The sequence below is a fragment of the Arthrobacter sp. TmtSoilC77 genome (assembly GCF_059739415.1).
This window is the reverse complement of the sequence record NZ_AP046050.1, coordinates 4,419,806-4,446,110: the sequence shown is the minus strand read 5'-3', so window position 1 is coordinate 4,446,110 and position 26,305 is coordinate 4,419,806. Positions and strand designations below refer to the sequence as shown.

At 62.4% G+C, this 26,305-nt stretch carries 23 protein-coding genes; 13 read left to right on the top strand and 10 right to left on the bottom strand.

From position 1 onward, the window contains the following. Positions 1–25: 25 nt before the first annotated feature. Positions 26–1,726, bottom strand: coding sequence for a phosphoenolpyruvate--protein phosphotransferase (ptsP, locus tag AC6I99_RS20535; RefSeq protein WP_497944139.1), 1,701 nt, complete (start codon positions 1,724–1,726; stop codon positions 26–28). 129 nt (positions 1,727–1,855) lie between these two features. On the opposite strand from ptsP, the gene AC6I99_RS20530 reads away from it, so the two are divergent. From AC6I99_RS20530 to AC6I99_RS20520, 3 genes are all read left to right on the top strand, one after another. Further along, complete coding sequence (locus AC6I99_RS20530; RefSeq protein WP_224093309.1) at positions 1,856–2,578, top strand: TetR/AcrR family transcriptional regulator; 723 nt, start codon at positions 1,856–1,858, stop codon at positions 2,576–2,578. A gap of 66 nt (positions 2,579–2,644) precedes the next feature. Beyond that, the gene (locus AC6I99_RS20525) at positions 2,645–4,660 is read left to right on the top strand and encodes a PTS mannitol transporter subunit IICBA (protein ID WP_309928146.1); all 2,016 of its coding nucleotides are present in this window, start codon (positions 2,645–2,647) and stop codon (positions 4,658–4,660) included. Next, a complete protein-coding gene (locus tag AC6I99_RS20520; RefSeq protein WP_497944140.1) occupies positions 4,660–5,808 on the top strand; it encodes a mannitol-1-phosphate 5-dehydrogenase in 1,149 nt (382 codons plus the stop codon). Before AC6I99_RS20525 ends, AC6I99_RS20520 begins: the two co-directional genes overlap by 1 nt. A gap of 133 nt (positions 5,809–5,941) precedes the next feature. On the opposite strand, the gene cycA is transcribed toward AC6I99_RS20520, so the two are convergent. From cycA to AC6I99_RS20495, 5 genes are all read right to left on the bottom strand, one after another. Further along, entirely contained in the window at positions 5,942–7,405 is a 1,464-nt protein-coding gene (gene cycA, locus AC6I99_RS20515) for a D-serine/D-alanine/glycine transporter (protein WP_497944141.1), read from the bottom strand. Positions 7,406–7,555: 150 nt separating this feature from the next. Beyond that, a complete protein-coding gene (locus AC6I99_RS20510) occupies positions 7,556–8,320 on the bottom strand; it encodes an ABC transporter permease (RefSeq protein ID WP_224165680.1) in 765 nt (254 codons plus the stop codon). Continuing rightward, on the bottom strand, positions 8,317–9,102 hold the full coding sequence (locus AC6I99_RS20505; RefSeq protein ID WP_224165679.1) for an ABC transporter ATP-binding protein: 786 nt from the start codon (positions 9,100–9,102) through the stop codon (positions 8,317–8,319). The genes AC6I99_RS20510 and AC6I99_RS20505 overlap by 4 nt, the downstream gene beginning before the upstream one ends. Continuing rightward, entirely contained in the window at positions 9,099–9,464 is a 366-nt protein-coding gene (locus AC6I99_RS20500) for a DUF1048 domain-containing protein (RefSeq protein WP_224165678.1), read from the bottom strand. The genes AC6I99_RS20505 and AC6I99_RS20500 overlap by 4 nt, the downstream gene beginning before the upstream one ends. Position 9,465: 1 nt before the next feature. Further along, a complete protein-coding gene (locus AC6I99_RS20495; RefSeq protein WP_224165677.1) occupies positions 9,466–9,795 on the bottom strand; it encodes a PadR family transcriptional regulator in 330 nt (109 codons plus the stop codon). 139 nt (positions 9,796–9,934) lie between these two features. Here AC6I99_RS20495 and AC6I99_RS20490 point away from each other — a divergent pair, with 139 nt between their 5' ends. The 3 genes from AC6I99_RS20490 to AC6I99_RS20480 all read left to right on the top strand — a co-directional run bounded on the left by AC6I99_RS20490 (position 9,935) and on the right by AC6I99_RS20480 (position 12,242). Next, positions 9,935–10,405 carry a GNAT family N-acetyltransferase gene (locus AC6I99_RS20490; RefSeq protein ID WP_224167589.1) on the top strand — a complete coding sequence of 157 codons (471 nt, stop codon included), beginning with the start codon at positions 9,935–9,937 and terminating at the stop codon, positions 10,403–10,405. A 115-nt stretch (positions 10,406–10,520) separates the two neighbouring features. Beyond that, entirely contained in the window at positions 10,521–10,970 is a 450-nt protein-coding gene (locus AC6I99_RS20485) for a MarR family winged helix-turn-helix transcriptional regulator (protein ID WP_224165676.1), read from the top strand. 33 nt (positions 10,971–11,003) lie between these two features. Beyond that, the gene (locus tag AC6I99_RS20480; protein WP_497944145.1) at positions 11,004–12,242 is read left to right on the top strand and encodes an MFS transporter; all 1,239 of its coding nucleotides are present in this window, start codon (positions 11,004–11,006) and stop codon (positions 12,240–12,242) included. A gap of 9 nt (positions 12,243–12,251) precedes the next feature. Here the strand turns inward: AC6I99_RS20480 and AC6I99_RS20475 are convergent, their stop codons facing one another. From AC6I99_RS20475 to AC6I99_RS20465, 3 genes are all read right to left on the bottom strand, one after another. After that, complete coding sequence (locus AC6I99_RS20475) at positions 12,252–13,718, bottom strand: sugar porter family MFS transporter (protein ID WP_497944146.1); 1,467 nt, start codon at positions 13,716–13,718, stop codon at positions 12,252–12,254. Between the two features lie 334 nt (positions 13,719–14,052). Beyond that, positions 14,053–15,435, bottom strand: coding sequence for a formimidoylglutamate deiminase (locus AC6I99_RS20470; protein ID WP_497961659.1), 1,383 nt, complete (start codon positions 15,433–15,435; stop codon positions 14,053–14,055). Next, positions 15,432–16,631: an allantoate amidohydrolase gene (locus AC6I99_RS20465; RefSeq protein ID WP_497961658.1), complete on the bottom strand. Its 1,200-nt coding sequence runs from the start codon at positions 16,629–16,631 to the stop codon at positions 15,432–15,434. Before AC6I99_RS20465 ends, AC6I99_RS20470 begins: the two co-directional genes overlap by 4 nt. A 190-nt stretch (positions 16,632–16,821) precedes the next feature. Here AC6I99_RS20465 and AC6I99_RS20460 point away from each other — a divergent pair, with 190 nt between their 5' ends. From AC6I99_RS20460 to AC6I99_RS20430, 7 genes are all read left to right on the top strand, one after another. After that, positions 16,822–17,553, top strand: a complete 732-nt coding sequence (locus tag AC6I99_RS20460; protein WP_396133513.1) for an IclR family transcriptional regulator — start codon at positions 16,822–16,824, stop codon at positions 17,551–17,553. Next, a complete protein-coding gene (locus tag AC6I99_RS20455) occupies positions 17,550–18,653 on the top strand; it encodes an ATP-binding cassette domain-containing protein (protein ID WP_224093361.1) in 1,104 nt (367 codons plus the stop codon). Before AC6I99_RS20460 ends, AC6I99_RS20455 begins: the two co-directional genes overlap by 4 nt. After that, positions 18,650–19,300, top strand: coding sequence for an ABC transporter permease (locus AC6I99_RS20450; RefSeq protein WP_224093363.1), 651 nt, complete (start codon positions 18,650–18,652; stop codon positions 19,298–19,300). Before AC6I99_RS20455 ends, AC6I99_RS20450 begins: the two co-directional genes overlap by 4 nt. Continuing rightward, on the top strand, positions 19,261–20,013 hold the full coding sequence (locus AC6I99_RS20445) for an ABC transporter permease (protein WP_497944149.1): 753 nt from the start codon (positions 19,261–19,263) through the stop codon (positions 20,011–20,013). Before AC6I99_RS20450 ends, AC6I99_RS20445 begins: the two co-directional genes overlap by 40 nt. 100 nt (positions 20,014–20,113) lie before the next feature. After that, on the top strand, positions 20,114–21,028 hold the full coding sequence (locus tag AC6I99_RS20440) for an ABC transporter substrate-binding protein (RefSeq protein WP_497944150.1): 915 nt from the start codon (positions 20,114–20,116) through the stop codon (positions 21,026–21,028). A gap of 49 nt (positions 21,029–21,077) precedes the next feature. Next, entirely contained in the window at positions 21,078–22,802 is a 1,725-nt protein-coding gene (hutU, locus tag AC6I99_RS20435) for a urocanate hydratase (protein WP_497944151.1), read from the top strand. A 183-nt stretch (positions 22,803–22,985) separates the two neighbouring features. Next, positions 22,986–24,440, top strand: a complete 1,455-nt coding sequence (locus AC6I99_RS20430) for an aromatic amino acid ammonia-lyase (protein WP_497944152.1) — start codon at positions 22,986–22,988, stop codon at positions 24,438–24,440. Between the two features lie 108 nt (positions 24,441–24,548). Here AC6I99_RS20430 and AC6I99_RS20425 read toward each other — a convergent pair whose 3' ends face one another. Further along, positions 24,549–26,201, bottom strand: coding sequence for an MDR family MFS transporter (locus AC6I99_RS20425; protein WP_224165667.1), 1,653 nt, complete (start codon positions 26,199–26,201; stop codon positions 24,549–24,551). Between the last annotated feature and the right edge of the window lie 104 nt (positions 26,202–26,305).

Below are 26,305 nucleotides of genomic sequence, written 5' to 3'. Positions count from 1 at the left end.
CCTTTATGGGTGGACGAAAAACGGGTTAGAGGCCGAGCTCTTCGAGTACGGGGAGCTTGGCCCGGACCCACTCGCGGGCCTCGGTGGCGCTGGGCGCAGTGAGAGCCAGGCGGGCGAGTTCCTGCGACTGCTCCAGGGTGACGGTCTTCAGGACAGTCCCGACGGCGGCCAGCGAGCGCGCGGTCATGGACAGCGTGCTGACGCCGAGTCCGGTAAGTACGACGGCGAGGGCAGGGTCCGCGGCTGCCTCGCCGCAGACGCCCACGGGTTTGCTGCTGCCTTCCCGGCCGGATGCTTCCTGCTCTGCACCTTCCACTGTGAGCTGCACCAGCCTCAGGACAGCTGGCTGCCATGGAGTGTTCAGTTCCGCCAGGGGTCCGAGTTGGCGGTCGGCGGCCATGGCGTACTGTGTGAGGTCGTTGGTGCCCAGTGAAGCGAAGCCAACCTCCCGAAGCACGGAGGCGGCGGTCAAAGCAGCCGAGGGAACTTCGACCATGACACCTGGCGTTTGGATGCCGGCAGCAGCACACAATGAGGCGAAGCGTCCGGCTTCGGCGGCCGTGGAGATCATGGGGGCCATGACCCAGACGTCGGCCTCGGATTCAGAAGCTGCCCGGGCAATGGCTTGCAGTTGGCGTTCCAAAACACCGGGCGTGGTGAAGTCTGTCCGGTAGCCGCGAACACCAAGGGCGGGGTTGGGTTCGGTGGCGTCGGTGAGGAAGGGGAGGGGCTTGTCGGCGCCGGCGTCGAGGGTTCGCAGCACTACTTTCTTGCCGGGGAACGCGTCAAACACAGCCTTGTACGCGGCGGCTTGTTCGTCGACGGAGGGCTCGGTATCGCGCTCGAGGAAGCAGAACTCGGTGCGGAACAGGCCAACACCCTGGGCGCCGAGGCCAGCTGCTGCCACGGCATCCTTGGCTCCACCCACGTTGGCGAGGAGCGGGATCAGGTGGCCGTCCGCCGTCGTGCCGTTTCCGTCAAAGGCGGCGAGCGTTGCGGAGGTTTCCGCCCAGGCGGTCGCCGCAGCGCGCTGCTCTTCCGACGGCGGGGCAGCCACAAGGCCGGCTGCCCCGTCCACGTAGACCTCTGTGCCATCAGCAATGGAATCAACGCCGTGGGCCGCAACAACGGCGGGCAGTCCGAGCGAGCGCGCAATGATCGCGGTGTGTGACTGCGGTCCGCCACCAGAGGTCACCAGTGCCAGCACTTTGGAAGGATCCAGCGTGGCCGTATCCGCCGGTGCGAGGTCCTCGGCCAGCAAAATGAAGGGCGTCTCCGAAGAAGGGATGCCTGGGGCGGGAACGCCGCGCAGTTCGGCGACGATGCGGGCGCGCACATCCAGCACGTCTGTGGCGCGCTCGGCCATGTACCCGCCCAGGTTGTGCAGCATTTCCGAAACGGAGGCACCGGCTTCCCAGATGGCCCGTTCCGCGGACGAGCCCGCATTGATGAGCTTGGCCGCGGACTTCAGGAGCATGGTGTCCTTGGCCATGAGCGCGGTGGCCTCGAGGACGGCCTTGCCGTCGCCGGAGGCGGAATCCGCGCGCCCCTTGAGCTGGTCGTGGACGGCTTGCGCTGCGGCTTTCAAGCCCGCGACGGCGTCCTCCGGACTGACGTCTGCGGCCAGCCGCTCGCCCGACGGCGGTTCACTCACCGGTTTGGGCATCTGGCGGACGGAACCAATGATGCGGCCAGGGCTTACCCCTACTCCTTGGAAATTCTGCACTGAATCCTCTGTTCCTGCGTGTTGGTTCAGACCCACCGGCGACGGCACCACGAGCCTGCGAAATTAGCCTACAAAATTCTGTTGTGAGCCACTTCATATAGCAACGCTATAGGTGCTAGGGTAGCGGTTATGAGTTTCGATGACCAGCTTCCGCCAAAAATTCGGTTGCTCCGTGCAGCTGCTGAATTGTTGGCAAATTCGGAGGGGTCAGCGGTCTCTACGCGCCAGATCACAGCGTTGGCCGGGGTTACGGCCCCAACGCTCTACCACCACTTTGGAGACAAAGAAGGACTGTTCGACGCCGTCGTTTCCGCCGGCTTTGAAGAGTACGTGGCAGGGGAGAGGGACTTTGCTCCTTCCGGGGAGCCCTTGGAAGATGTCCGGCGGATGTGGGACAACCACGTCCAGTTCGGGCTGAGCCAACCCCACCTGTATTTGGTGATGTTCGGCAATATCAGGCCGGAAAGCCGCCCAGCAATCGTGGCCGATGCTGAAGCGCTTCTGGAAGAAATGCTGAACAAGGCCGCCATCGCCGGTCAGATCAACGTGCCGCCCCGCGAAGCGGCACGAAGCATCCTCGCGGCCAACGTGGGTGTAACGCTCATGCTCATCGCCGAACCGGTGGAAGAAAGGAACCTCGAGCTCTCAACGATGACCCGGGATTCCATGATTTTCGCCGTCTCCACGGATACCGCCCGTGGCGCCGCACCGGAGGACTCCGGTAAGTCCTCCGTGGTTGTTGCGGCAATCGCCCTGAATGCGGCACTGCAGGCCTCGCATTCGGACCAACTTTCCAGCTCTGAATTGAAGCTCTTCCTTGAGTGGCTTCACCGCATTTCCAGCAGCTCCTAAGGCTGTTCTCTCTCGATCTATATCGACTGACCCCGCGACGCCGCGGGACACACGTTAGGAATTCACATGGCAACAGAGACCGTTGCGAAGCCCCGCACCAGCCTGCGCGTTGGCGTCCAAAAGTTCGGAACATTCCTGTCCGGCATGATCATGCCCAATATTGGCGCCTTCATCGCCTGGGGCCTCATCACGGCCCTGTTCATCAAAGAAGGCTGGATTCCAGTCGCGGAACTTGGCGGTTTCGGGACCAACGCTGAGGGAGTAACCAACCCCGGACTCGTTGGCCCCATGGTCAAGTACCTGTTGCCACTGCTGATTGCCTACACCGGCGGCCGGATGGTCTACGACGTCCGCGGCGGCGTAGTGGGTGCCATTGCCACGATGGGTGTCATCGCGGGTACCAGCTCTCCGATGTTCATTGGCGCCATGATTATGGGCCCGCTGGGCGGCTGGACCATCAAGCAGCTCGACCGCCTCTGGGATGGCAAGATCCGTCCCGGCTTCGAGATGTTGGTGAACAACTTTTCCGCCGGTATCTGGGGCGCAGCACTGGCCTTGGGTGGCTTCTACGGACTTTCGTGGCTCGTCAAGATTTTCACCGATGGCGCCGGTCAGGTGGTCCAGTTCCTGGTCAACAATGGCCTGCTTCCGCTGACCAGCATCTTCATTGAGCCCGCCAAGGTTCTCTTCCTCAACAATGCGATCAACCATGGTGTCCTGACCCCCTTGGGCATCCAGCAATCCCTGGACCAGGGCAAGTCCATCCTGTTCCTGCTTGAAGCCAACCCCGGCCCGGGCATGGGAATCCTGCTGGCCTACATGTTCTTCGGCCGCGGCGCAGCAAAAGCTTCGGCACCGGGCGCAGCGATCATCCACTTCTTCGGTGGCATCCACGAGATCTACTTCCCGTACGTACTGATGAAGCCGATCCTGATCCTCGCTGCCATCGGTGGCGGCATGACCGGCATCGCAACCCTGGCCATCACCAACTCCGGCCTCGTAGCTCCCGCTGCGCCAGGTTCCATCATCGCCGTCATTGCCCAGACGTCGCGTGACAGCTACGTTGGCGTGATTCTGGCCGTACTCCTGGCGACAACCGTTTCCTTCCTGATTGCTTCACTGATCCTTCGCACCTCCAGGAACAAGGGCGAGGATGACCTCTCCGCCGCAACGTCCCGCATGGAAGCCATGAAGGGCAAGAAGAGCTCCGTTTCCTCCGCGCTCGTTGGTGAGAGCGGGCGGGGAGATGTAGCCGTGCTCACCCGGCCGGTCCAGAACATCGTGTTCGCCTGCGACGCCGGCATGGGCTCCAGCGCGATGGGCGCCTCGGTGCTGCGCAACAAGATCAAGGCAGCCGGCTTCCCGGACGTCAAGGTCACCAACTCCGCAATCGCCAACCTGAGCGATACGTACGATGTTGTGATCACGCACCAGGACCTCACGGAACGCGCCCAGCCGAGGACATCCAGCGCGGTGCACTATTCCGTGGATAACTTCATGAACAGTCCCAAGTACGACGAAATCGTGGAGTTGGTCAAGACGAGCAACACCGAAGGTCCGGCCGCTGCCCATCCAGCCGGCGCAGCAGAAGCAGCAGCAGCCGCCACCCACGGCGCGCATGCCGCTGAGCCCGCTGCCGCCGTCGGGGGTAAAGAAGTCCTGCTCCCCGAAAGCGTTGTGCTGAACGGAACGGCGCACGACCGTGATGCTGCGATCGACGAAGCCGGGCAGCTCCTGCTTGACCGGGGTGCCGTGGATGTCAGCTACGTCCATGCCATGCACGAACGCGAGGAATCCGTGTCCACGTACATGGGCAGCTTCCTGGCGATCCCGCACGGCACCAATGATGCCAAGGAGCACATCCGGCACTCCGCAGTTTCCATCGTTCGGTACCCCGAGGGTATCGACTGGGGTGGCAAGCAAGTGAAGTTCGTGGTCGGCGTCGCTGGACTCAACAATGAACACCTCCACATCCTGTCCTCGATCGCCAAGATCTTCACCAACAAGGCCCAGGTGGCCCAGTTGGAGGAAGCGACCACCGTTGAGGAAGTGCTGGAGCTGTTCGGAAAGGTCAACGCATAGTGAAGGCAGTCCATTTTGGTGCAGGCAACATCGGACGCGGCTTTGTGGGGCTGTTGCTGCACGAAGCCGGCTATGAGGTGGTGTTCGCCGATGTTGCGGACGCGCTGATCAGCCAGCTGGCCTCCGCGAGCAGCTACGAGGTCCATGAAGTGGGCGAGAACCCCGCGGTCAAAACCGTAGACGGGTTCCGTGCGCTGAACTCGAGCACGCAGGAAGCCGCCGTTGTTGAGGAAATCTCGAAGGCGGATGTGGTCACCACCGCGGTGGGGCCACACATCCTGAAGTTCGTGGCACCCGTGATCGCGCGCGGACTCGCAGCCCGGGAACCATCGTTGCCGCCCCTGCAGGTGATGGCGTGCGAGAACGCCATCAACGCCACGCACCTCCTGCAAGTGGAAGTCCGGGCGGCCTGGGACGATTCCGCAGGCGATTTGGACTCAGTGGCTGTGTTCGCCAACACCGCAGTGGACCGTATTGTCCCGAACCAGGCGCCGGGCCAAGGCCTGGATGTCACAGTGGAGACGTTCTACGAGTGGGTCATCGACCGCACACCGTTTGGTGACCACGTCCCCGCGATTCCTGGAGCGACGTTCGTGGACGAACTTGGCCCGTACATCGAGCGGAAGCTGTTCACAGTGAACACCGGGCATGCATCTGCTGCGTATTTCGGCTACGCGGCGGGCCTGGAGAAGATCTCCGATGCCATGGCCGATCCGTCCGTGGCGGCGAAGGTCAGGGCTGTTCTTGAAGAGACAAAGGAACTGCTGGTGGCCAAACACGGATTCGTGGAGGCCGAGCAGGAAGCGTACGTGCAGAAGATCCTGTCCCGCTTCACCAACCCGTACCTGCCCGATACCGTGGTCCGCGTCGGCCGGGCACCGCTGCGGAAGCTTGGCCGGCACGAGCGGTTTGTTGGCCCGGCGGCTGAGCTCGCCGAGCGTGGTGTCACACCGGTCGCGTTGCTGGAGGCGATGTCGGCTGCCCTTCGTTTCGACGACGGATCCGACGACGAAGCCGTGGAACTCGCAAACATGCTCTCCGAGCTGGACGCAGCTGCCGCCGTCGAGCGCATCACCGAACTTCCGCCGTCACACCCGCTGTTCCCCGCGATCCAGAAGCTGATAGAGGACCGCAAAGCCGAAGCCTAGTTCCTCTCGCACAAATGGTTGACGGCGAAGGCGGGTGAGACTGATCGCCAAGCGAGAGAGCGTCTATGGGGCTGCGGCGTGGTGGGCATCGCGAAGCGGGCACAGCCCCATAGACGCTCTCAGAGCGCCGCTGCTACTTTGTCGCTGCCGCGGTTTCCGCTTCAGCCATCGCCTTCCATTCGGCCACGCGGGCTTGGTGCAGCGGCGACTTACGCACGACCGCATAGGCGATGCCGAGGATCGCGAACCAGATAGGCGTCACCAGCAGGGCCGTGAGAGTGTCCGGCTGCGTGGTGAGAGCCCAGACCAGGAACGCGAAGAACGCGAAAACAACCCACACCATCGGGATGCCGCCAGGCATCTTGAACGTTGACGCCGCGTGCTGCTCCGGGCGGCGCTTGCGGTAGACGAGGTAGCTGGCCAGGATGATCGACCAGACGAACATGAAGCAGACGGCGGACACGGTGGTCACCATGTCGAACGCGGCGCCAACGTCCTTGCCCGCATACAGAAGTACGACGCCGGCCAGCAGCAGAACGCAGGACAGGAACAGTGCGTTCCGGGGTACTTTGCGGCTGGAGAGCCGGCCGAAGACCTTGGGTGCGTCGCCGTCGTTGGCCAGGCCGAACACCATGCGCGACGTCGAGTAGATGCCCGAGTTGGCTGAAGACATGGCAGAGGAGAGCACCACGAGATTGACCACGGTTGCCGCCATGCCGAGGCCTGCCAGGGAGAACATGGCGATGAACGGGCTGTGTCCTGCCTTGAACTCGGTCCACGGGGTGACGGACATGAGGATGATGAGCGCACCTACGTAGAACAGCATGACGCGCAGGGGGATCGCGTTGATGGCGCGGGGAAGGTTGTGCTCAGGGTTTTTGGTCTCGGCTGCTGCCGTGCCCACGAGTTCGATGCCCACAAACGCGAAGACAGCGATCTGGAAGCCGGCGACGAAGCCCATGAATTCCTTGGGGAAGAACCCGCCATGGCTCCACAGGTTGGTGAAGCTTGCGGTTCCGGCGTTGGACTGGAAGCCGGTGAAGATCATGACCAGGCCAACGACGATCAGCGCCACAATGGCCACGATCTTGATGAGCGCGAACCAGAACTCGGTCTCGCCGAATGCCTTCACGGTGGGGAGGTTCAGGAGAAGCAGGATGATGATGGTCGCAATTCCCGGGACCCACAGTTGAACGCCTGGCCACAGCTCATTGGCATAGCCGGCGATGGCGATGACGTCGGCCACGCCTGTGACCACCCAGCAGAACCAGTAGGTCCACCCGGTGAAGAAGCCTGCCCAGGGGCCGAGGAGATCGCCGGCGAAGTCGCTGAAGGACTTGTAGTTCAGGTTGGACAACAGGAGCTGGCCCATGGCGCGCATGACGAAGAACAGCATGAAGCCGATGATCATGTACACGAAAATCACGGAGGGTCCGGCGACGGAGATGGTTTTGCCCGAGCCCATGAAGAGTCCGGTTCCGATGGCGCCGCCGATTGCCAGGAGCTGGATGTGGCGGTTGCTGAGCGAGCGTGACAGGTGGGGCTCGCTGTCCCTGCTGGACGCGCGGAGTTGCGCTTGTGTTGTCTGGTCGGACATTAGTTCAAGAACCCTTCGAAGAGCCCACCAAAATGGTGACGGCCGTTACAAATCTGTTTCGATAAAGCTATAGCTAATGTCTGACCAATGGCTAATCGGCTCTCACGGCGAAAGCTCCCCTGTGGAAAAGGGGAGCTTAGGCCGGGGGGATTAGGCGATCTTCCGTCGGTAAGCGGCAATTGCGAAGGCGAACGCCAGAACCAGGATGCCGAAGCACCAGGCCAGCGCAATCCAAATGTCGCTGCCCACCGGCTGTTGTGCGAACAGCGCGCGAATGGAGTTCACGATCGAGGTCACTGGCTGGTTCTCGGCGAACCAGGCCACAGGGCCGGGCATCGTCGCAGTCGGCACGAAGGCCGAACTGATGAACGGCAGGAAGATCAGCGGGTAGCTGAACGCGCTGGCGCCGTCGACGGTTTTCGCGGAGAGCCCTGCGATCACGGCCAGCCAGGTCAGGGCGAGCGTGAACAGGACCAGGATGCCGGCGATTGCAAGCCAGGTGCCCACGGATGCTCCGGTGCGGAACCCCATAAGGAGGGCCACTCCGACGACGATCGCGACCGAGACGAGGTTGGCCACGAGCGAGGTGAGCACGTGCGCCCAAAGCACGCTCGACCGTGCGATCGGCATGGACTGGAAGCGCTCGAAGATGCCGCCCTGCATGTCCAGGAACAGGCGGTAGGCGGTGTAGGCGATGCCGGAGGCAATCGTGATCAGCAGGATGCCGGGGAGCATGTAGTTGATGTACGACTCGTCGGATCCGGTATTGATCGCACCGCCAAGCACATAAACGAACAGCAGCATCAGCGCGATCGGCGTGACCGCGGTGGTGATGATCGTATCGGGGCTGCGCAGGATGTGGCGCAGCGAGCGGCCGGTGAGGACGCTGGTATCGCTAAGGACGTGGGTGCTCATCGGGATGCCTCCTGTTCTTTCTGCTCTTCAGCCGTTTCGCCGACGAGCGCCAGGAAGATGTCTTCGAGCGAGGGCTGCTTCTCGACGTACTCGACCTCGGCCGCCGGCAGCAGCCGCTTGAGCTCGTCGAGCGTGCCGTTCTGGATGATCGTGCCCTTGTGCAGGATCGCGATCCGGTCGGCGAGATGCTCGGCTTCGTCGAGGTATTGGGTGGTGAGCAGCACTGTTGTGCCGTTCCGGGCGAGATCCTTGACGGTCTGCCAGACCTCGAGGCGGGCTTCGGGGTCCAGGCCTGTGGTGGGTTCGTCCAGGAAGATCACCTTCGGCTGCCCGATCAGGCTCATGGCGATATCCAGGCGGCGACGCATGCCGCCGGAGTACGTCGCCACCTTGCGGGACCCCGCTTCGGTGAGGCTGAACTGAGCCAGCAACTCATCTGCGATCTGAGCCGCGTTTTTCAGGTGACGCAGTTTCGCCACCAGAATCAGGTTCTCCTTGCCGGACAGCACCTCGTCCACCGCTGCGAACTGCCCGGTCAGGCTGATGGACTGCCGTACCTGGAGCGACGCGGTGGCAACATCAAAACCCTCGACGGCGGCAGTGCCGGCATCCGCTTTGAGCAGTGTGGACAAGATCTTCACCATGGTGGTTTTGCCTGCTCCGTTGGAGCCGAGGAGGGCGAAGATGCTGCCCGACGCCACCTCGAAGTCCACGCCGCGCAGAACATGGAGATCCTTGTACGACTTCTCGATGCCCTCTACCCGGATTGCGGTAGCAGTCATGATTCAGCCTCCTTCGCTTTATCAACGGCCTTCGTGAGGCGCTCGCGTTCCTTATCAATCCAGCGCTTTCCGCCGTATGCCTGGGCAAAGGCCTCGGCGAACTCGATGGGGTCCTCGCCGACGATCTCGCTCACAGGCGTGCCGTCGACTGCGGCGCGTTCCCATAGGTCGGCGAGGTCGGTGAACATCTGCACGATCGTGTCCCCCTCGGTGACCCCGCCGTAGTACATGAAGTATCGGTTGAAGGCGTTCGCCACGGAGGAGTAGGGCTCAGGCAGCGCATCCAGCCGCGCCTTGGCCTGCTTGTACTGCTTCTTCTGCTCGAGCGATCCGGTTACCAGCTCGATCCACTTTGCTGCCATGTTAATTTCCTCCCTTGCGGAGCTGTTCAAGCCGTTCGGACAAGAAGCTCCATGTGTTCCAAAATTCCTTCAGTTCTTTTTCGCCCTGCGCGTTGAGGGTGTACACCTTGCGGGGTGGCCCCTTTTCGGATGGTCGCTTTTCGACGTCCACCAGCCCTTTTTGTTCGATCCTGACCAGCAGTGCGTACACGGTGCCCTCAGCGATCTCGGTGAAGCCCTGCGCCCGGAGCAGCGTTGTGATTTCGTATCCGTACGCCGCCTTTCCGGTGAGGAGGGCCAGAACAATGCCCTCCAACGTGCCTTTGAGCATCTCTGTCATTTGCTTGCCCATCGGACACCTCCTTCACTACTCAGTAATACTAGCTACCGCTACATAGTAGAACTAGGTACCGGTACTTAGCAATACTGAGTTCTGATCAAAATGGCATGCTGGGGTGGTGACCCCAGACTCTGCCGCCATGCCCGCCCTGATGACTGCCGACGTCGGCTCCGGAACCTTTAGTCTTCGGCGCGCCACTAAAGCCGACTTGCCGCGCATCCTTGCGCTGCTGATTGATGACCAATTAGGTGCCGCGCGTGAAAATCCGGACGACCTCGTGCCGTACGAGCTGGCTTTTGACGCGATCGACGGCGATCCGGCCCACCTCCTGGTGGTGGGCGAACTGAACGGCGACCTGGTGGCCACTTTCCAGCTCAGCTATCTCCCGGGCCTGTCCCGCAAGGGCTCTTGGCGGGCGCAGATCGAAGCCGTGCGGGTTTCTGAAGTGCTCCGTGGCCAAGGCGTAGGCGCGCTCATGATCCAGTGGGCCATCGACCAGGCCCGGGACCGTGGCTGCTCCCTGGTGCAGCTCACCACGGACAAGTCGCGCGTTGCTGCGCACCGTTTCTACGAACGGCTGGGCTTCGTCGCGAGCCATGAGGGCATGAAGCTCACGCTTTAACCCGACTGAGTCGCATTTGTGCGCGTTTTCAGGGCTCTAAACGCGCTCACCTGCGACTCACTTGCGTGCTGCATCGCTTGACTCTTAGGTATCCTAACTATTAGGCTACCTAAGTATGACGAGCACTTCGGCTTTAGACCCACGGCTTCTCCATATTGCTCAGGAATTTCGCGAGTCACTCCGCCTTGGCGTGTACATGTTCCGCCGCCTGGATCCGGAGGGTGAACTCACCGCAGCGCAGCTCAGCCTGCTGTCCATGATTTCCGACGGCGGACTCCGCGTGGGTGACATCGCCAAGAACCTGGGGATCAAGGTCCCCAGCGCCACAGAGCAGATCATCAAGCTCGAACGCTCAGGGCTCGTCAGCAGGCAGCCTGACGTCAACGATTCCCGCGCCGTGCAGGTGGTCATCACCAAAGCCGGGAGGGTCGCCGTCGAGTCCGCCAACCAGCGGCGAAACGCGATGGTGGCCGGGCTGCTGCAGGAGCTGAGCAGCGACGAAGTCGAGCAACTCGCCGCGGCGCTCCCCATCATCAGCAAGCTCAACAGCTCATTCCAGAACTAACCACAACTAAACGCATCGACAAGGAGCCCTTGAATGTCACGCCAATTGGCTGACGCTTCAGAAAGCGCCGAGACAACTACTGAAACCACCCTTGAGGCTGAAAAGGCTTCATTCCTGAGGCAGCCGAAGGCCGTGTGGGCCACTGCGCTGGCTGCCGTGTTCGCGTTCATGGGCATCGGGCTCGTGGACCCGATTCTTCCGGCAATCGCCAAGAACCTTGAGGCCTCCACCAGCGAAGTTTCCCTGCTCTTCACGAGCTACTTCCTGGTGACGGCGATCGCCATGCTGATCAGCGGCTTCGTGTCCTCGCGCATCGGCGGAAAGAAGACGCTACTGATCGGGCTGGCAGTGATCGTGGTGTTCGCATCGTTGTCCGGATTGTCCGGCAGTGTTGAGCAGTTGGTGGGTTTCCGTGCTGGTTGGGGCTTGGGTAACGCCCTCTTTGTCGCCACCGCCCTGGCGGTGATCGTTGGCGTGGCCAGTGGTGGGACCGGAACGGCCATCATTCTCTACGAAGCGGCGCTCGGCCTGGGTATCTCGCTGGGCCCGCTTCTCGGGGCCTTGTTGGGCGGCTGGCAGTGGCGGGCACCGTTCTTTGGAACCGCGGTCCTCATGGCTGCCGCCTTTATCGCGCTACTGGCCTTGCTTCCCAAGACGCCCGCTCCCGCCAGGAAGTCACGCCTGCGGGATCCGCTTCTCGCGCTGGGACACAAGGGCCTCAGCACCACCGCGGCAAGTGCCCTGTTCTACAACTACGGCTTCTTCACTATCCTCGCTTTCACGCCGTTCATCCTCGGCATGGATGCATACGGCATCGGGGGAGTGTTCTTCGGCTGGGGCGTTGCCGTTGCCGTGTTCTCGGTGTTCGTCGCGCCCGTGCTCCAGAAGCGTTTCGGTGCTGTTAAGGTCCTGACCGGCACTTTGGCAGCGCTCATGCTCGATCTCCTCGGACTGGGACTTGCTGCCGGCCACTCGGTGACTGCCGTCGTCGTGCTTGTGATCGTGGCGGGTGCCCTGCTGGGCATCAACAATACGATTTACACCGAACTGGCCATGGGCGTCTCCGATTCTCCGCGACCCGTCGCGTCCGCCGGCTACAACTTTGTGCGTTGGATGGGTGGTGCGCTGGCCCCCTTTGCCGCCGCCCAGCTAGGCGAGCACTTTGGGCCGCAGGTGCCCTTCTTTGCCGGTGCCGTCGCAATGGTGATCGCGATTCTCATTGCCTTCGGAGGCCGCGGGTACCTGAAGTCGCACGAGCCGCACCTGGTGTAATTGCCGCGACTACTGCTCGTGGGAGGTAACAGGAAGCGGTGCCACCGGCGCGCCCTTGGGGACGAAAAGCGTCTCGGCCTGCTCCAGCGACATGCCGTTGGTCTCGGGAACCTTGAACATCACAAAGAAGAACGACGCCGCAGCGAACGCCGCGTACAAGGCGTACGTCAGCGGCAGCGAACCCGCCGCCATGATGGGGAAGCTGAGCGTGATGGCAAAGTTGGCGATCCATTGCGCGGCCGCCGCCAGTCCGAGCGCGCGGGCCCGAATGCGGGACGGGAAGATCTCGCCAAGCAGCACCCAGACGAGTGGACCCCAGGAAGCACCGAAGCTGATCACGAAGACGTTGGCCGCAACCAGGGCAACTGGCCCCCAAGCGCCCGGGAGGCTGATCTCGGAGCCCGTGCCAACAGCCGCGGAGAACGCCAATGCCATGACGCCGAGCGAGGCGGCCATGCCGATGGAACCGGTCAGAAGGATCGGTCGGCGACCAATGCGGTCCACCAGCGCGATGGCTACGAGTGTCACCAGAATGTTGGTCACGGACGTGGCGACGGAGATGGTCAGGGAGTCCTTCTCCTGGAATCCAACCGCCTTCCACAGCGTGGTTGAGTAGTAGAAGATCACGTTGATGCCAACAAATTGCTGCAGCACGGACAGGATGATGCCGATCCACACCACCGCCTGCAGGCCGAATGTGTTGCCCCGCAGCGAGCCCTTCTTGGTGGACAGCAGGTCCTGCTGGATGGATTCGCGGATATCGCGGATGTGCCGTTCGGTGTCGTCGCCCGGGATGAGGGTGTCAAAGATCTTGCGTGCAGCATCTTCCTTGCCGTTGAGCACCAGGAAGTGTGGCGACTCGGGCAAGCGGAATGCGATCCAGCCATACACGGCAGCGGGGACGGCACAAGCGATGAACATCCAGCGCCACGCTTCCATGCCGAGCCAGAAGGTGCTGCCGGCGCTGCCAGCGGAATTAGCCAGGACGGCGTCGCACAGCAGTGCCGCAAAGATGCCGGTGGTGATGGCGAGCTGCTGAAGCGATGCCAAACGACCACGCACGTGTCGGGGAGAAATCTCGGAAATGTAGGCAGGGGCGATCACCGAAGCAAGGCCGATGCCCAAGCCCCCCACCAAGCGCCAGAAGATCAGGTCCCACACACCAAAAGCCAGTCCTGTACCTACGGAACTCACCAGGAACAGGAGGGCACCGATCTTCATGGCCGGGATGCGGCCGTAGCGGTCGGCCACCTTGCCCGCAAGATAGGCTCCCAGTGCGCACCCCAGCAGGGCGACGGCGACAGCAAAGCCAGTGACGGCCTCGCTCATCAGGAATTCGTCCTTCATGGCATCCACGGCACCGTTGACCACCGAAGAATCGAAGCCGAACAGGAAGCCACCCACCGCCCCAGCGACGGCCAGGCCGATCACTTTCCTGGACACTGGTGGCACGCCTTCGGTGCTGGGATTGGACATGGGTCTCCCTTGGGAATGGTGGTGTGGGATTCACGGTGCGGGACGTCGTCGGCTGTTCCGACGGGGACGCCGGTGCACACGCGCTACACAGTGTGGCACGCCATATCCGCCAAGTTCCAGTCAAGGCGGTTCAGATGACGTGCATTCACTAAATTAACGCACCTCTCCTGATTGGCAGCTGGGAGTGGGCTGGAAGGTCCAAGCACGCCCTCTCAAGGCCGGAAGGGTTGCCTTTGGCGCCACTACTTGAACGCAAAGCACGACGGCGGCAGGTGCGTCGCGAGTGGAACGCACCATGCCGCCGTCGGCCCCTTGGAGGAGCTAATGCGTGACGCTAGGACAGCTCTTGCAGCGCCTCCGACAGAAGACTGCCCGGGCTGCCGAGCTGTGTGTGGACGCCGTGCGAGGCTACCAGTTCTCCGGCGATGATGACCTCGGTGACGTCGCTGGAAGTTGCGCTGAATGCCATCTGCAAAGGTCGGGACCCGGCAGTGCGGGTGGATGCCGGATCAATAACCATGAGATCGCACACGGCGCCGACCTCAAGGCCCGACGCGGCAATGGGCGTAGCCATGGACCGGGCAGCCCCTTCGGTTGCGGCCCGCAGGAGTTCCTGAGGTGAGAACCTGCCCCGCTGTCCTGTGCCCAACCGCTCGCCGTGTTCCAACGTGCGCATTTCAGTCCATGGGTCGATCACCGCATGCTGGTCCGTGCCCAGCGCAATGGCTGCCCCGGCGTCGGCAAGCTCCCGCGCGGGACCTATCCCGTCTGCGAGGTCGGCTTCCGTGCTGGGGCACATGACCACCGTGGCGCCTGCGTTTCCGAGCAGGGCGATGTCTTCCTGCGTCAGGTGAGTTGAATGGACGGCGGACAGCCTGCTGGAAAGGAGTCCGTGGCGTTCCAAAAGACCCGCTGGCGTGGTGCCGTAGGCCTCCAGGCAGGCTTGGTTCTCGGCGGGTTGCTCGCTGAGGTGGATGTGAAGGGGGATGTCTTCGGGCAGCTGCCTGGCTACAACTTTGAGGTCTTCCTCCGGGACTGCCCGGACGGAGTGAAGAGCAGCTCCGACGCTGACAAGTTCCTGCGGAAATTGCTGGGCAACAGCTGCCCGGAGGGAACTTAGGCGATCGAGCCAGGCGTGCACATCCGCATCCCCGAACCTTGCCTGTTCGGGGTTGAGGGGCGCGCCGATTCCTCCGGCCAGATACAAGGTGTCCAGAAGAGTGAGCCGGATCCCGGCGGACATTGCAGCTCGCGCGAGGGCCAGCTCCATGGCATGGGGTTCCGCATAGGGCCTGCCGTCTGGTTGGTGGTGGACATAGTGGAATTCAGCCACGCTGCTGAAGCCAGTAACCACCATCTCAGCGAAGACAGCAGTGGCGAGCTTCTCGTATGTCTCCGGAGTCAGCTCGGATGCGCTTCGGTACATCTGCTCCCGCCACACCCAGAAATCTCCGCGGCCGTCGTGGGTGCGTCCGCGCAGCACCCGATGGAAGGCATGGGAGTGGGCGTTGGCAGCGGCAGGGAAGGTAATTCCGGTCAGCCTCTTGTCGCCGGGCTGTGGATCAGCTCCGGTGGTAATGCTGGAAATACGGCCGTTTTGCGTTTCGATGCGTACTCCGGCGGCAGCCACCAGCGTGGTGGGTCCGGCGGTGCGGTCGTTCGAACCGGCGGAATCGTCTGACGTGATGATGGCCGTTTCGCACCAAAACGCGTTCACAGGAGTCCCTCCAGAACATCCGCGAGGGCAACGGTGCCTGCCGTAGCGTCCTCGTCGGCCACATATTCTTCCGGTGAATGCGAGATTCCGCTGGGATTACGGACAAAGAGCATGGCCGAGGGAACATATCCGGCCAACACGCCGGCGTCGTGCCCCGCGCCGGTTGCCAGGACCGGGGCTCCGGGCAACAGGCCGCTGATGCGTCGACTCAGACCCGGGTCAAAGTGCACGGTGTCGCTGTAGGACTCTTCCGTGAGGGTTGCCGTGCACCCTTCGGCTGCGGCGACTTCCTGCGCCGTGCTGTAGATGGCCTCGATGAGGTGAGCCGTCACGGCGTCGTCGGGATGGCGGGCATCCAGCCATAGATCGACGCGCGAGGCGATCACGTTGGTACCGCCCGGAACGGGCGTCAAGCGGCCGACCGTGGCCCGGGCATCGGGCTGTTTGGCGGCCGTATCGCGAACGGCGACGATGATCTGCGCGGCAGCAACCATAGGATCGGCCCGGTCTGCCATGAGGGTGGTGCCGGCATGGTTTCCTTGGCCGCTGACGCTGATCTTCCAGCGCCCGTGACCCAGGATCGAACTTCCCACCGCGATGGCCGGCCCGTCTTGCCCCAGGCCCTTGCCCTGTTCCACGTGCAATTCAACGAAATCGCCGATCCGCGCCAAGGTCTCAGGATCAGGGCCGACATGCCGGGGATCGAGGCCGTTGTCCCGCGCGACGTCGGCGAAGGTGTTTCCGTCCGCGTCGCGCAGGTTCAGTGCCTTCTCGACGTCGATGGCGCCGGTGAGAAGCCGGGAACCCAAACAGGCCACGCCAAAGCGGGACCCTTCTTCTTCCGGGAAGACCGTGACGGCCAATGAACGCGGCGGCTGAACTCCGCGGGCTTTGAGGAGATCGACGGCGGCGAGCGCGGAAGCGACGCCGAGGGGTCCATCGAAGGCGCCGCCACCAGGAACGGAATCGAGGTGGCTGCCGGTGACGAGGGCGCCATCCTGTGGGTCTCCCCACCAGGCCCAGATGATGCCGTTGCGATCTGTCTCAACGTCCAGGCCACGGCTTTTTGCCTGTTCAATGAACCAGTGCCTGAGATCAAGTTCGGGTGTCGAGTAGACGGCCCTGGAGTAGCCTCCGCGCACCGCATCGCGGCCCACATCCTGTATTGAGGCAAGGAGCTGATTGACGGTTTCCACGTGTTCCTCCGATTGATGAAGACTGCCACCAAGTAAAAACCAGATGCCACCACATGGCAAGGGTTGGAGCAACTATTAACAGGCTCGAAACCTGTGCGCGCCTTAAAGGAACAAGCGACGTCTCAAATCCCGGAATGTCAAGTAATCTGCAGCGAAGCCTTGCCATTTGATGAAAATTGATTTTTACTTAGTGGCAAGACATGGTGACTTAGACCACTTGAAAGCAGGTCAGGCAGTGGCAGCAGATTCCTCCACCCGCACAGTCGAAAGGGCGTTGGCTCTCCTTAGCGCAGTCTGCACTGACGGCTCCATCAGCCTCAGTGACGCTGCGCGGGTGGTTGACCTTTCTGCCAGTACCGCGCTCCGCCTCCTTCGCACTCTGGAAGGTAGCGGCTTCGTGACACGGGATCCGGGCGGCAATTTCCGTCCGGGAGCCAGCGTCATCCAGCTGGGAGCCCTCGCCTTGGGCCAGGAATCCCTGGTGTCGCTCTGCACGCCGCACATGAAGCGGCTCGTCGCGGAAACCGGCGAGTCCTGTTATTTGAGTATTCCCGGTCCTGGGGAAACCGGGATCTACATCGCCATCGTCGAAGGTACACGCTCTGTCCGGCACACCAGTTGGGTCGGCAGGAGCATCCCACTGGAAGGGTCCGCTGCTGGCAAGGTCCTGACCGGCGGGCAGAACGGCCGCGGTTACGCCATTGTGCGCAGCGGCGTTGAAGACGACATCACTGCTGTTGCCGCGCCCATCGTGATCGGCGGCCGCACTGTGGCTGCCCTCAGCATCGTCGTTCCCAGTTACCGCTTGGACGAGGCGAAGGCCCGGACATTTGGCGAGGAACTCGTGAAGGTAGCGAACAACATCCTCGTGGAACCCGACGGAAACCATGAAGTGCCCCAGGAAAGCATGGAAGAAAAATGATCAAATTTGAAAATGTCACCAAGGCGTACCCCGACGGTACTGTCGCCGTCGATGGCCTCAACCTGGAGGCCCCGACCGGCAAGCTGACCATTCTGGTGGGCCCATCCGGCTGTGGCAAGACCACCTCGCTGAGGATGATCAACCGCCTCATCGAACCCACCAGCGGCACCATCTATCTTGATGACGAGCCCACCTCCGGCATGGATGCAGCGTTGCTCCGCCGGAGGATTGGATACGTCATCCAGCATGCAGGACTCTTCCCGCACAAGACCATCGTGGACAACGTATCCACCATGCCGGTCCTTCTGGGCGAGAGCCGCCAGAAGGCCCGCACCAAGGCCCTGGAACTCATGGAGCGGGTGGGGTTGCCCGCGAGCTTCGCCAAGCGTTACCCATGGCAGCTCTCCGGTGGCCAGCAGCAGCGCGTGGGCGTGGCCCGGGCACTGGCATCTGACCCGGCATTCATGCTCATGGACGAGCCGTTCAGTGCCGTGGATCCTGTGGTGCGCGGGCAGTTGCAGGAGGAGTTCCTCCGCCTCCAGCGTGAGATCGGCAAGACCATCATCATGGTCACCCACGACATCGATGAAGCCCTCAAGCTCGGCGACCAGGTTGCCGTGATGCGTGTCGGCGGCAAGCTTGCCCAGATGGCAACGCCGTCGGAGCTTCTCACCTCGCCGGCGGATGAGTTCGTGGCAGACTTCGTGGGCCGTGACCGCGGTTATCGCTCCCTCGGTTTCACGAAGGCCGGCAGTGTGGCCATCGGTGAGGAAGCTGTGGTTCAGCTCGGCGCTTCCGGAGAAGAGGCCCGGGCCAAGGCTTCGGGTGCCTGGGTGTTGGTAGTCGACGGCGGCCGGAAGCCTCTTGGGTGGGCCCAGCCCGAGCTTCTCAACGGTGAGCTCAAGCGTGAAAACCTGAACCTCAGCGGTATCCCGGCAGCTGCCTCGGGAACGATGCGCCAACTGCTGGACGCTGCACTCTCCTCGCCCAGCCGCCGCGGTGTCGTTGTCAACGAGCATGGTGAGCTGATCGGAACCGTGACAGCCACCGACGTCGTCAAGGCCATCGAGGCTGAACCACACCTGGAGACGGCCCGATGAACTTTGAGTGGCTGGGCCGCCAGTTCGACAACATTGTTTTCCTTCTCGGCTGGCACGTCCTGCTGGCCGTCATCCCCTTGGTCCTTGGTCTACTGATCGCCTTGCCCCTGGGCTGGTGGGCACACCGGAGCCGCAGGATCTATCCGCTGCTGGTGGGCGTCGCAGGACTCCTGTACACCGTTCCGTCCCTTGCGCTGTTCGTGTTGCTGCCGCTGGTCCTTGGCACGAAAATCCTGGACCCGCTGAACATCGTGGCGGCGTTGACCATCTACACGGTTGCGCTGCTGGTGCGGGTCGTGGCAGATGCCCTGGACTCCGTCCCTGAAGACACCGTCCAGGCTGCCAAGGCGATGGGCTACCGCGGGTACCAGAGCCTCCTGAAGGTAGAGCTGCCCGTGGGCGTACCCGTTATCTGCGCGGGCCTTCGCGTGGCCGCTGTATCCAACGTCAGCCTGGTCTCCGTTGCCGCACTGTTGGGTATCCCGCAGCTCGGCTCCCTGTTTACGCAGGGCTTCCAGCTCCGCTTCTTTACGCCGATCATCGCCGGCATCGTGCTCTGCGTGATTCTGGCCATGATCCTGGACGGGCTGATCATCCTTCTCAACCGGTGGCTGACACCGTGGACCCCCAAGGTGGTGGCATCGTGAACTACTTGTTCGACCCCGCGCACTGGAACGGCGCAGACGGCATCCCGACCCTGATCGGTGAGCACCTCCTCTACTCCCTGATCGCTCTGGCTATCGCTGCCGTTATCGCCGTTCCCCTGGGAATCTACATTGGCGTAACCGGCAAGGGCGTGTTCATGATCGCCGGCCTGGCCAATGCCTTGCGCGCCCTGCCGAGCGTCGGCCTGCTGATCCTTTTGGTTCTGCTCATTTCGCCCGCGTTCCCATCGAGGATGGGCTACATCCTGCCAAGCCTCATCGTCCTGGTACTCCTTGCGGTGCCTCCGATCCTGACCAACACCTATGCCGGCGTGCGCGCAGTGGATGCTGCCGCCGTCGACGCCGCCCGGGGCATGGGCTTCCGCACCATGAAGATCCTTACGGATGTCCAGTTGCCGTGTTCGCTTCCGCTGGTTTTGTCTGGTGTCCGCAGCGCACTGCTGCAGATTATCTCGACCGCGACCATCGCAGCATACATTTCGCTTGGCGGCCTGGGCCGGCTCCTGATCGACGGGAAGGCCCAAAATGACTACAGCCAAATGGTCGCCGGCGCTGTCCTCGTTGCTTTGCTGGCCCTGTTCTTCGACCAGCTCCTCGCTTTCATCACCCGCCGCGTTGTCTCACCCGGACTGACACGGCGAACCATCAAGTCGGTTCCAGTAGCCGAACCCGTGAAGACCCCCGTCACGGTCTAAGCAACACACTGCGCTGGACTTCCAGCACGCAAGAATCACCTCCACCCACCCCCCACCTGGCCACTGCATGCCCTGTAAGCGCCATTTCAGGAGAGTTGACATGAAGAAGTACTTGACCGGTTTCACCCTGGCGGCCGTCGCCGCCATCACCCTGAGCGCCTGTGGCGGCGGGGACCCTATGAGCACGTCCAACACCGCGGCGGCAGGAGGCTCCGGCGACAGCATCATTGTCGGTTCGGCTGACTTCCCCGAGAGCCAGCTGATCGCCAAGATCTACGCCGAGGCCCTCAAAGCCAAGGGTGTCAATGTCACGGAAAAGCCCAGCATTGGCAGCCGCGAGGTCACGATCCCTGCACTCAAGGACGGCTCCATCGACCTCATGCCGGAGTACGGCGGTGCGCTCCTCCAATACCTCGATTCCGCCACCAAGGCAGTATCGTCCGAGGAAGTCACCAAAGAACTGGCCACCAAAATCCCCTCTGGCCTGACGGTTCTGACGGCTTCGGAAGCGGAGGATAAGGACGTCCTCACTGTGAAGAAGGACATCGCCGACCAGTACAAGCTGAAGACCATCGAGGACCTCCAGCCGGTCGCCAAGGAACTCGTCCTGGGCGGGCCGCCGGAGTGGAAGACCCGCCTCAACGGCGTTGCCGGCCTGAAGTCCGTCTACAACCTTGAGTTCAAGGAATTCTCAGCGCTCGACGCCGGAGGGCCGCTGACGCTGAATGCCCTGCTTTCCGGCCAGGTACAGGTAGCTGACCTCTTCAGCACCGATCCCGCGCTGGCCGAGAACAACCTGGTGGCGCTTGAGGACAACAAGAACCTCTTCCTGTCCGAGAACATCCTGCCGGTCATCAACCAGAAGAAGTCCACGGATACCGTGAAGGAAACACTGGACAAGGTCTCTGCTGCGCTCACCACTGAGGACCTCATCAAGATGAACGGCCGCGTAGCGAAGTTTGAGGACATCGGCGAGATCGCCAAGGAATGGCTCAAGAGCAAGAACCTGGGCTAAAGCCGGCCCTCGTGCTTCCGCTGGTTTGCAGGATTTATAGGAGTAAAGAATGACTGCCGATTTCACTTCTGGTGCCCGTCCGGTTAAGGCCGCGCGGGGTACTGAGCTTACTGCCAAGTCGTGGCAGACCGAGGCGCCGTTGCGCATGTTGATGAATAACCTGGATCCGGAGGTTGCTGAGCGTCCGGATGATTTGGTGGTGTACGGGGGTACGGGCCGTGCGGTGCGTTCCTGGGCTGCGTTTGATGCGATCACCCGCACCCTGGAAACGATGGAGAAGGACGAGACCCTGCTGGTGCAGTCGGGCAAGCCGGTGGGTGTGTTCCGTACCCATGAGTGGGCTCCGCGGGTGTTGCTGGCGAACTCGAACCTGGTGGGGGACTGGGCGACGTGGCCGGAGTTCCGCCGCCTGGAGGCTGAGGGTTTGATGATGTACGGGCAGATGACTGCCGGGTCCTGGATTTACATCGGCACGCAGGGCATCCTGCAGGGCACGTATGAGACGTTCGCCGCGGTGGGCAACAAACTCAAGGCGGAGGGACGCCACCCGGCACCCGCCGCGGAGGGCTCGTCCGAGGGTCCCCTGGCCGGGACGCTGACCCTGACTGGTGGGTGTGGCGGGATGGGTGGTGCGCAGCCGCTGGCGGTGACGTTGAATGATGGTGCGTGCCTGATCGTGGATGTGGACGAGACCCGTTTGCGTCGCCGGGCGGGCAAGCGGTACCTGGACGAGGTTGAAACGGATCTGGACGCGGCGATCGCGAAGGTCCAGGCCGCGAAGGCCGAGCGCCGTGGCTGGTCGGTGGGGTATGTGGGCAACGCCGCTGAGGTGTTCCCGGAACTGCTCCGCCGCCACAAGGCCGGGGACGTGACCTTCGATGTGGTCACCGACCAGACATCCGCGCATGACCCGTTGTCGTACCTGCCGGAGGGTATCACCGTGGCGGAGTGGCACACCGAGGCTGAGGCTGATCCGGAAGGGTTCACGAAGAAGGCCCAGGCCTCGATGGCCCGGCAGGTGCAGGCGATGGTGGAGTTCCAGGACGCCGGGGCGGAGGTGTTTGATTACGGCAACTCGATCCGTGATGAGGCACGCAAGGGCGGCTACGAGCGGGCGTTTGAGTTCCCGGGTTTCGTCCCGGCGTACATCCGTCCGTTGTTCTGCGAGGGCCTGGGCCCGTTCCGCTGGGTCGCGCTGTCCGGGGACCCGGAAGACATTAGGGTCACGGACGAGGCGATCAAGGAGTTGTTCCCGGAGAACAAGCACCTGCACAAGTGGATCGATGCGGCCCAGGAGCGGGTGGAGTTCGAGGGCTTGCCGGCGCGTATTTGCTGGCTCGGGTACGGCGAACGGGCCAAGGCCGGTCTGCTGTTCAACCAGTTGGTGGCCGAGGGCAAGGTCAAGGCCCCGATTGTGATCGGTCGTGACCACCTGGACTCCGGTTCGGTGGCGTCCCCGTACCGGGAGACCGAGTCCATGGCCGACGGGTCCGACGCGATTGCTGACTGGCCGTTGCTGAACGCGCTGATCAATACCTCTTCGGGTGCTACCTGGGTTTCGATTCACCACGGTGGCGGGGTGGGTATCGGCCGGTCCCTGCACGCCGGGCAGGTTTCCGTCGCTGACGGCACGGACCTGGCCGCGGAGAAGCTCGAGCGGCTCCTGACCAACGACCCCGGCATGGGCGTGATCCGCCACGTCGACGCCGGCTACGACCGCGCCGTCGAAGTCGCCAACGAACGCGGCGTCCGCATCCCCATGAACGAAAAGTAGGCAACAAAGTGACTCTGACTACCCACGAACCCCTGACCGTTACCCTCGGTTCCAGTGGCGTGACCCCAGAAAGCAAGTAAGCCCACCATCCCCAACTAGGTAGCAGCAGATGTCGTTTTGAGGGCTGAAAACGGCATCAGCTGCTACCTGGTTGGTGGACCGAATTCACGAAGGGATCATTCCATGGTCGAGATCGACGGACGACGCCTTGGGCTTGCCGAGATCGTGGCAATTGCCGCTGGCGGCGAGAAGGTGGTTCTTGCGCAGTCGGCGATCCAACGCATGGCCGCCTCGCAGCGCTCAGCCCGGGCAACGGCACAGACACGTCCGGTTTATGGGCGCTCCACTGGTGTGGGGGCTAACCGTTCCGTAACCCTGGATACATCGGATGCGTCCGCCGACCAACACGGACTCAACTTGCTTCGGAGCCATGCGGTGGATGCCGGACGAGCCCTTGACCGCGAAACGGTGAGGGCCATGCTGGTGGTCAGAGCGTCCCAGCTGGCGGCTGGGGCATCTGGAATCAACCCGGACCTGGTCGAGGCCGTTGTGCAGATGCTGAACGCGGATACCCTGCCCGAAGTGCGGGAATTTGGCGGTATTGGCACAGCAGACCTGCCGGCTCTGGCAGGAACCGCGTTAACACTCCTGGGTGAGCGTCCCACGATGGATGGCACGCCGGTGCCGAAGGCGTTGGATTCCTGGCCTACTGAAGACGCGCTTCCGTTCATCAGTTCCAGCGCCCTCACCATCGGGCAGGCGATCCTGGCTCACCAGAAGCTGGTCACGATGATGGAGAACCTGACCACCATCAGTGCTCTGTCGTTCACGGCCATGTCCGGCAACCCGGAAGCGTTCGGCACCGAAGTCGCAAAGGCCACTGAATCGGACGCCATGGCTGATGTCGCTGCGACCCTGCAGGAATTGGTGGCTGGATCCGGCAAGCCTGCAAGGATTCAGGATCCGTACTGCTTGCGCATGTTGCCGCACTCTCTGGGGGCGGTCATGGAAGAACTCGAATCGATGAGGATCACTTTGGAGCGCTTGTCCGTAGCGGGCCACGAGAACCCTATGGTCTTTGGCTCAGTGGAAGATGGCACCAACGGCGTGTCGCATCACGGCCTGTTCCATATGTCCACACTGGCCCGGCGCATCGATGCCCTGCAGGTGGCCCTTGGGGCGGCGTGTACTACGACGTTGGGCAGGATCACCCGTCTCTGCGATCCCACTTTCACCGGCCTCCACCGATTCCTGGCAGGCAACGATGCAGGCCAGTCCGGAGTCATGATGCTGGAGTACGTCGCCGCTGCAGCGGTAGGCCGTATTCGCGCCAACGCCCAGCCCGTAAGCCTGCAAACCGTCAACTTGTCCTTGGGCGCTGAGGAAGACGCGAGCTTCGCAACTCTTGGTGCGGCGCAGTTGGAGTCCACTGCGCACGCATTGGCGACCGTCGCCGGCGTCGAGCTTCTTTGTGCGTCACGTGCGCTCCGCGCGCAAGGCAGGCGTCCGGGCGCATTCAGCAGCCCCAGGCTGCGAGCCATGATGGAGGCAGGCTTCACCTTGCCATCCGACGTTCAGGACCGCGACTTGCGCGATGACCTTGAGCAGGCGCAACGCCTTGTCCAGGACTCGTACTGATCTCAAGCCCTGAAATGCACTGACACCGAACGACAATGGCTTCAAAACAAGAACGGCAGGCAATCCTCGGACTGCCTGCCGTTCTTGTCGTGAAGGAGCACATACCGCTTAGTGCGCCGGGACGGATTCCTTGGCTGCTGCCTTCGGGTCCATGAGCTTCTTGTTGGGCAACGCGAAGCTGATGAGGAACGCGATCAGCATCAGGCCAGCTGCTGTGAGCATCACAGTGTCAATTGCCTGTGCGAAGCCCTCGGTTATTGGCCGGGTGAGGGTGCTGTTGGCCGCGTGCAGCCAACTTGTGTCGTTCAGGGAATCGTTGGTGGCGCCATTCTTGAAGAAATCGAAGAGTTTGGCATTTGCGGGATCTGCGGCCACGGCCGGATCCTTCATGACCGCTTGGTAGTCCGGGCTGGAAGCTGCGGTCTTCATGCCATCGGCGATCTTGTCCGCTGCCAGGCTGAACAGCATGGAGATGAACACGGCCGTGCCCACAGCCCCACCCATGGAACGGAAGAACGCCGCAGTAGAGGTTCCGACGCCCATGTCCTTGGGCGGCACCGATACCTGCATGGCAAGTGTCAGCGGCTGCATGCAGAAGCCCAAGCCGACGCCGAAGAACACGGCGATGAGTCCGGGAACCCAAAGGCCAGTGTCCACGCCGAGCACCAGACCCATCACAGCGGCTGCGCCAGTCAGGATTGCCGTACCGAGGATGGGGAAGATTCTGTAAACGCCCGACGACGAGATGGTGCGGCCGGCGCTGATGGAACCGAACAGGATGCCCACGGTGAACGTGATCATCATGAGGCCCGCTTCGGTGGGGGTCAGGCCCTTCACCAGCTGCAGGTACATGGGCAGCATGGCGATAGCACCGAACATGCCGATACCGATGATGAAGTTCAGCAGGGATGACAAACCGAAGGTTGCGTTCTTAAAGAGACGCAAGGGGATCAAAGCGTAGTCCCCGGCCCGCATCTCTGCGAACAGGAACGCCACGATGCCGACGACGCCAAGGCCATAACACAGCCAGGATGCGCCCGATGCCCAACCCCAGGACCGCCCCTGCTCGGCTACAAGAAGGAGCGGAACGATTGCCAGGGTGATGGCTGCCGCGCCCCAATAGTCGATCTTCTGCTTCACGTGCCGTGCAGGCAGGTGAAGGAACATGAACACCACAGTGAGTGCCGCAAGGCCAATGGGAAGGTTGATGAAGAATACCCAGCGCCAGCCGTCGAAGCCCAGGATGGTCGATGTTCCCGCGAAAGCGCCGCCGATGACAGGACCGAGGACGGAGGAGATACCGAATACGGACATGAAGTAGCCCTGGTATTTGGCCCGGTCCTTCAGAGCAACGATGTCGCCGATGATTGTCAGTGCCAGCGCCAAAAGGCCACCTGCGCCCAGGCCCTGCACGCCACGGGCGATGGCAAGCTCCGTCATGGAATGGACGGACCCGGCATAGAGGGATCCGGCCAGGAAGATCAGGATGGCTGCCAGGTACAGCGGACGGCGCCCGAAGATGTCACTGAGCTTGCCGTAGAGCGGCGTACTCACAGTAGAAGTGATGAGGTAGGCGGTAGTTGCCCATGCCTGGAGTGACAAGCCGTCGAGGTCATTGGCGATGGTGTAGATGGACGTGGACACAATGGTCTGGTCCAGTGAGGACAGGAACATGCCGAGCATGAGTCCCACCATGACGGTGAGCGTCTGACGATGCGTCAGGACCTCGCCGGCGGCCCGGACGGGCGCAGATTTGGACATATCTTCTCCAGAGGTGGCAGAAAAGTGGATTTTAAGCAGGATAGTTGCTTTCAGTAACTATCCTAATGCCTGTTTGATTCCCGGAAGAAGAATGTTTCTTGAAC

What these genes read in the sequence shown, in the direction of transcription:
- AC6I99_RS20530 (WP_224093309.1), top strand. Translation starts at nt 1,856, where the DNA reads ATGAGTTTCGATGACCAGCTTCCGCCAAAAATTCGGTTGCTCCGTGCA.
- AC6I99_RS20525 (WP_309928146.1), top strand. Translation starts at nt 2,645, where the DNA reads ATGGCAACAGAGACCGTTGCGAAGCCCCGCACCAGCCTGCGCGTTGGC.
- cycA (WP_497944141.1), bottom strand. Translation starts at nt 7,405, where the DNA reads ATGTCCGACCAGACAACACAAGCGCAACTCCGCGCGTCCAGCAGGGAC.
- AC6I99_RS20510 (WP_224165680.1), bottom strand. Translation starts at nt 8,320, where the DNA reads ATGAGCACCCACGTCCTTAGCGATACCAGCGTCCTCACCGGCCGCTCG.
- AC6I99_RS20505 (WP_224165679.1), bottom strand. Translation starts at nt 9,102, where the DNA reads ATGACTGCTACCGCAATCCGGGTAGAGGGCATCGAGAAGTCGTACAAG.
- AC6I99_RS20500 (WP_224165678.1), bottom strand. Translation starts at nt 9,464, where the DNA reads ATGGCAGCAAAGTGGATCGAGCTGGTAACCGGATCGCTCGAGCAGAAG.
- AC6I99_RS20495 (WP_224165677.1), bottom strand. Translation starts at nt 9,795, where the DNA reads ATGGGCAAGCAAATGACAGAGATGCTCAAAGGCACGTTGGAGGGCATT.
- AC6I99_RS20490 (WP_224167589.1), top strand. Translation starts at nt 9,935, where the DNA reads ATGACTGCCGACGTCGGCTCCGGAACCTTTAGTCTTCGGCGCGCCACT.
- AC6I99_RS20485 (WP_224165676.1), top strand. Translation starts at nt 10,521, where the DNA reads ATGACGAGCACTTCGGCTTTAGACCCACGGCTTCTCCATATTGCTCAG.
- AC6I99_RS20480 (WP_497944145.1), top strand. Translation starts at nt 11,004, where the DNA reads ATGTCACGCCAATTGGCTGACGCTTCAGAAAGCGCCGAGACAACTACT.
- AC6I99_RS20475 (WP_497944146.1), bottom strand. Translation starts at nt 13,718, where the DNA reads ATGTCCAATCCCAGCACCGAAGGCGTGCCACCAGTGTCCAGGAAAGTG.
- AC6I99_RS20455 (WP_224093361.1), top strand. Translation starts at nt 17,550, where the DNA reads ATGATCAAATTTGAAAATGTCACCAAGGCGTACCCCGACGGTACTGTC.
- AC6I99_RS20450 (WP_224093363.1), top strand. Translation starts at nt 18,650, where the DNA reads ATGAACTTTGAGTGGCTGGGCCGCCAGTTCGACAACATTGTTTTCCTT.
- AC6I99_RS20440 (WP_497944150.1), top strand. Translation starts at nt 20,114, where the DNA reads ATGAAGAAGTACTTGACCGGTTTCACCCTGGCGGCCGTCGCCGCCATC.
- hutU (WP_497944151.1), top strand. Translation starts at nt 21,078, where the DNA reads ATGACTGCCGATTTCACTTCTGGTGCCCGTCCGGTTAAGGCCGCGCGG.
- AC6I99_RS20430 (WP_497944152.1), top strand. Translation starts at nt 22,986, where the DNA reads ATGGTCGAGATCGACGGACGACGCCTTGGGCTTGCCGAGATCGTGGCA.
- AC6I99_RS20425 (WP_224165667.1), bottom strand. Translation starts at nt 26,201, where the DNA reads ATGTCCAAATCTGCGCCCGTCCGGGCCGCCGGCGAGGTCCTGACGCAT.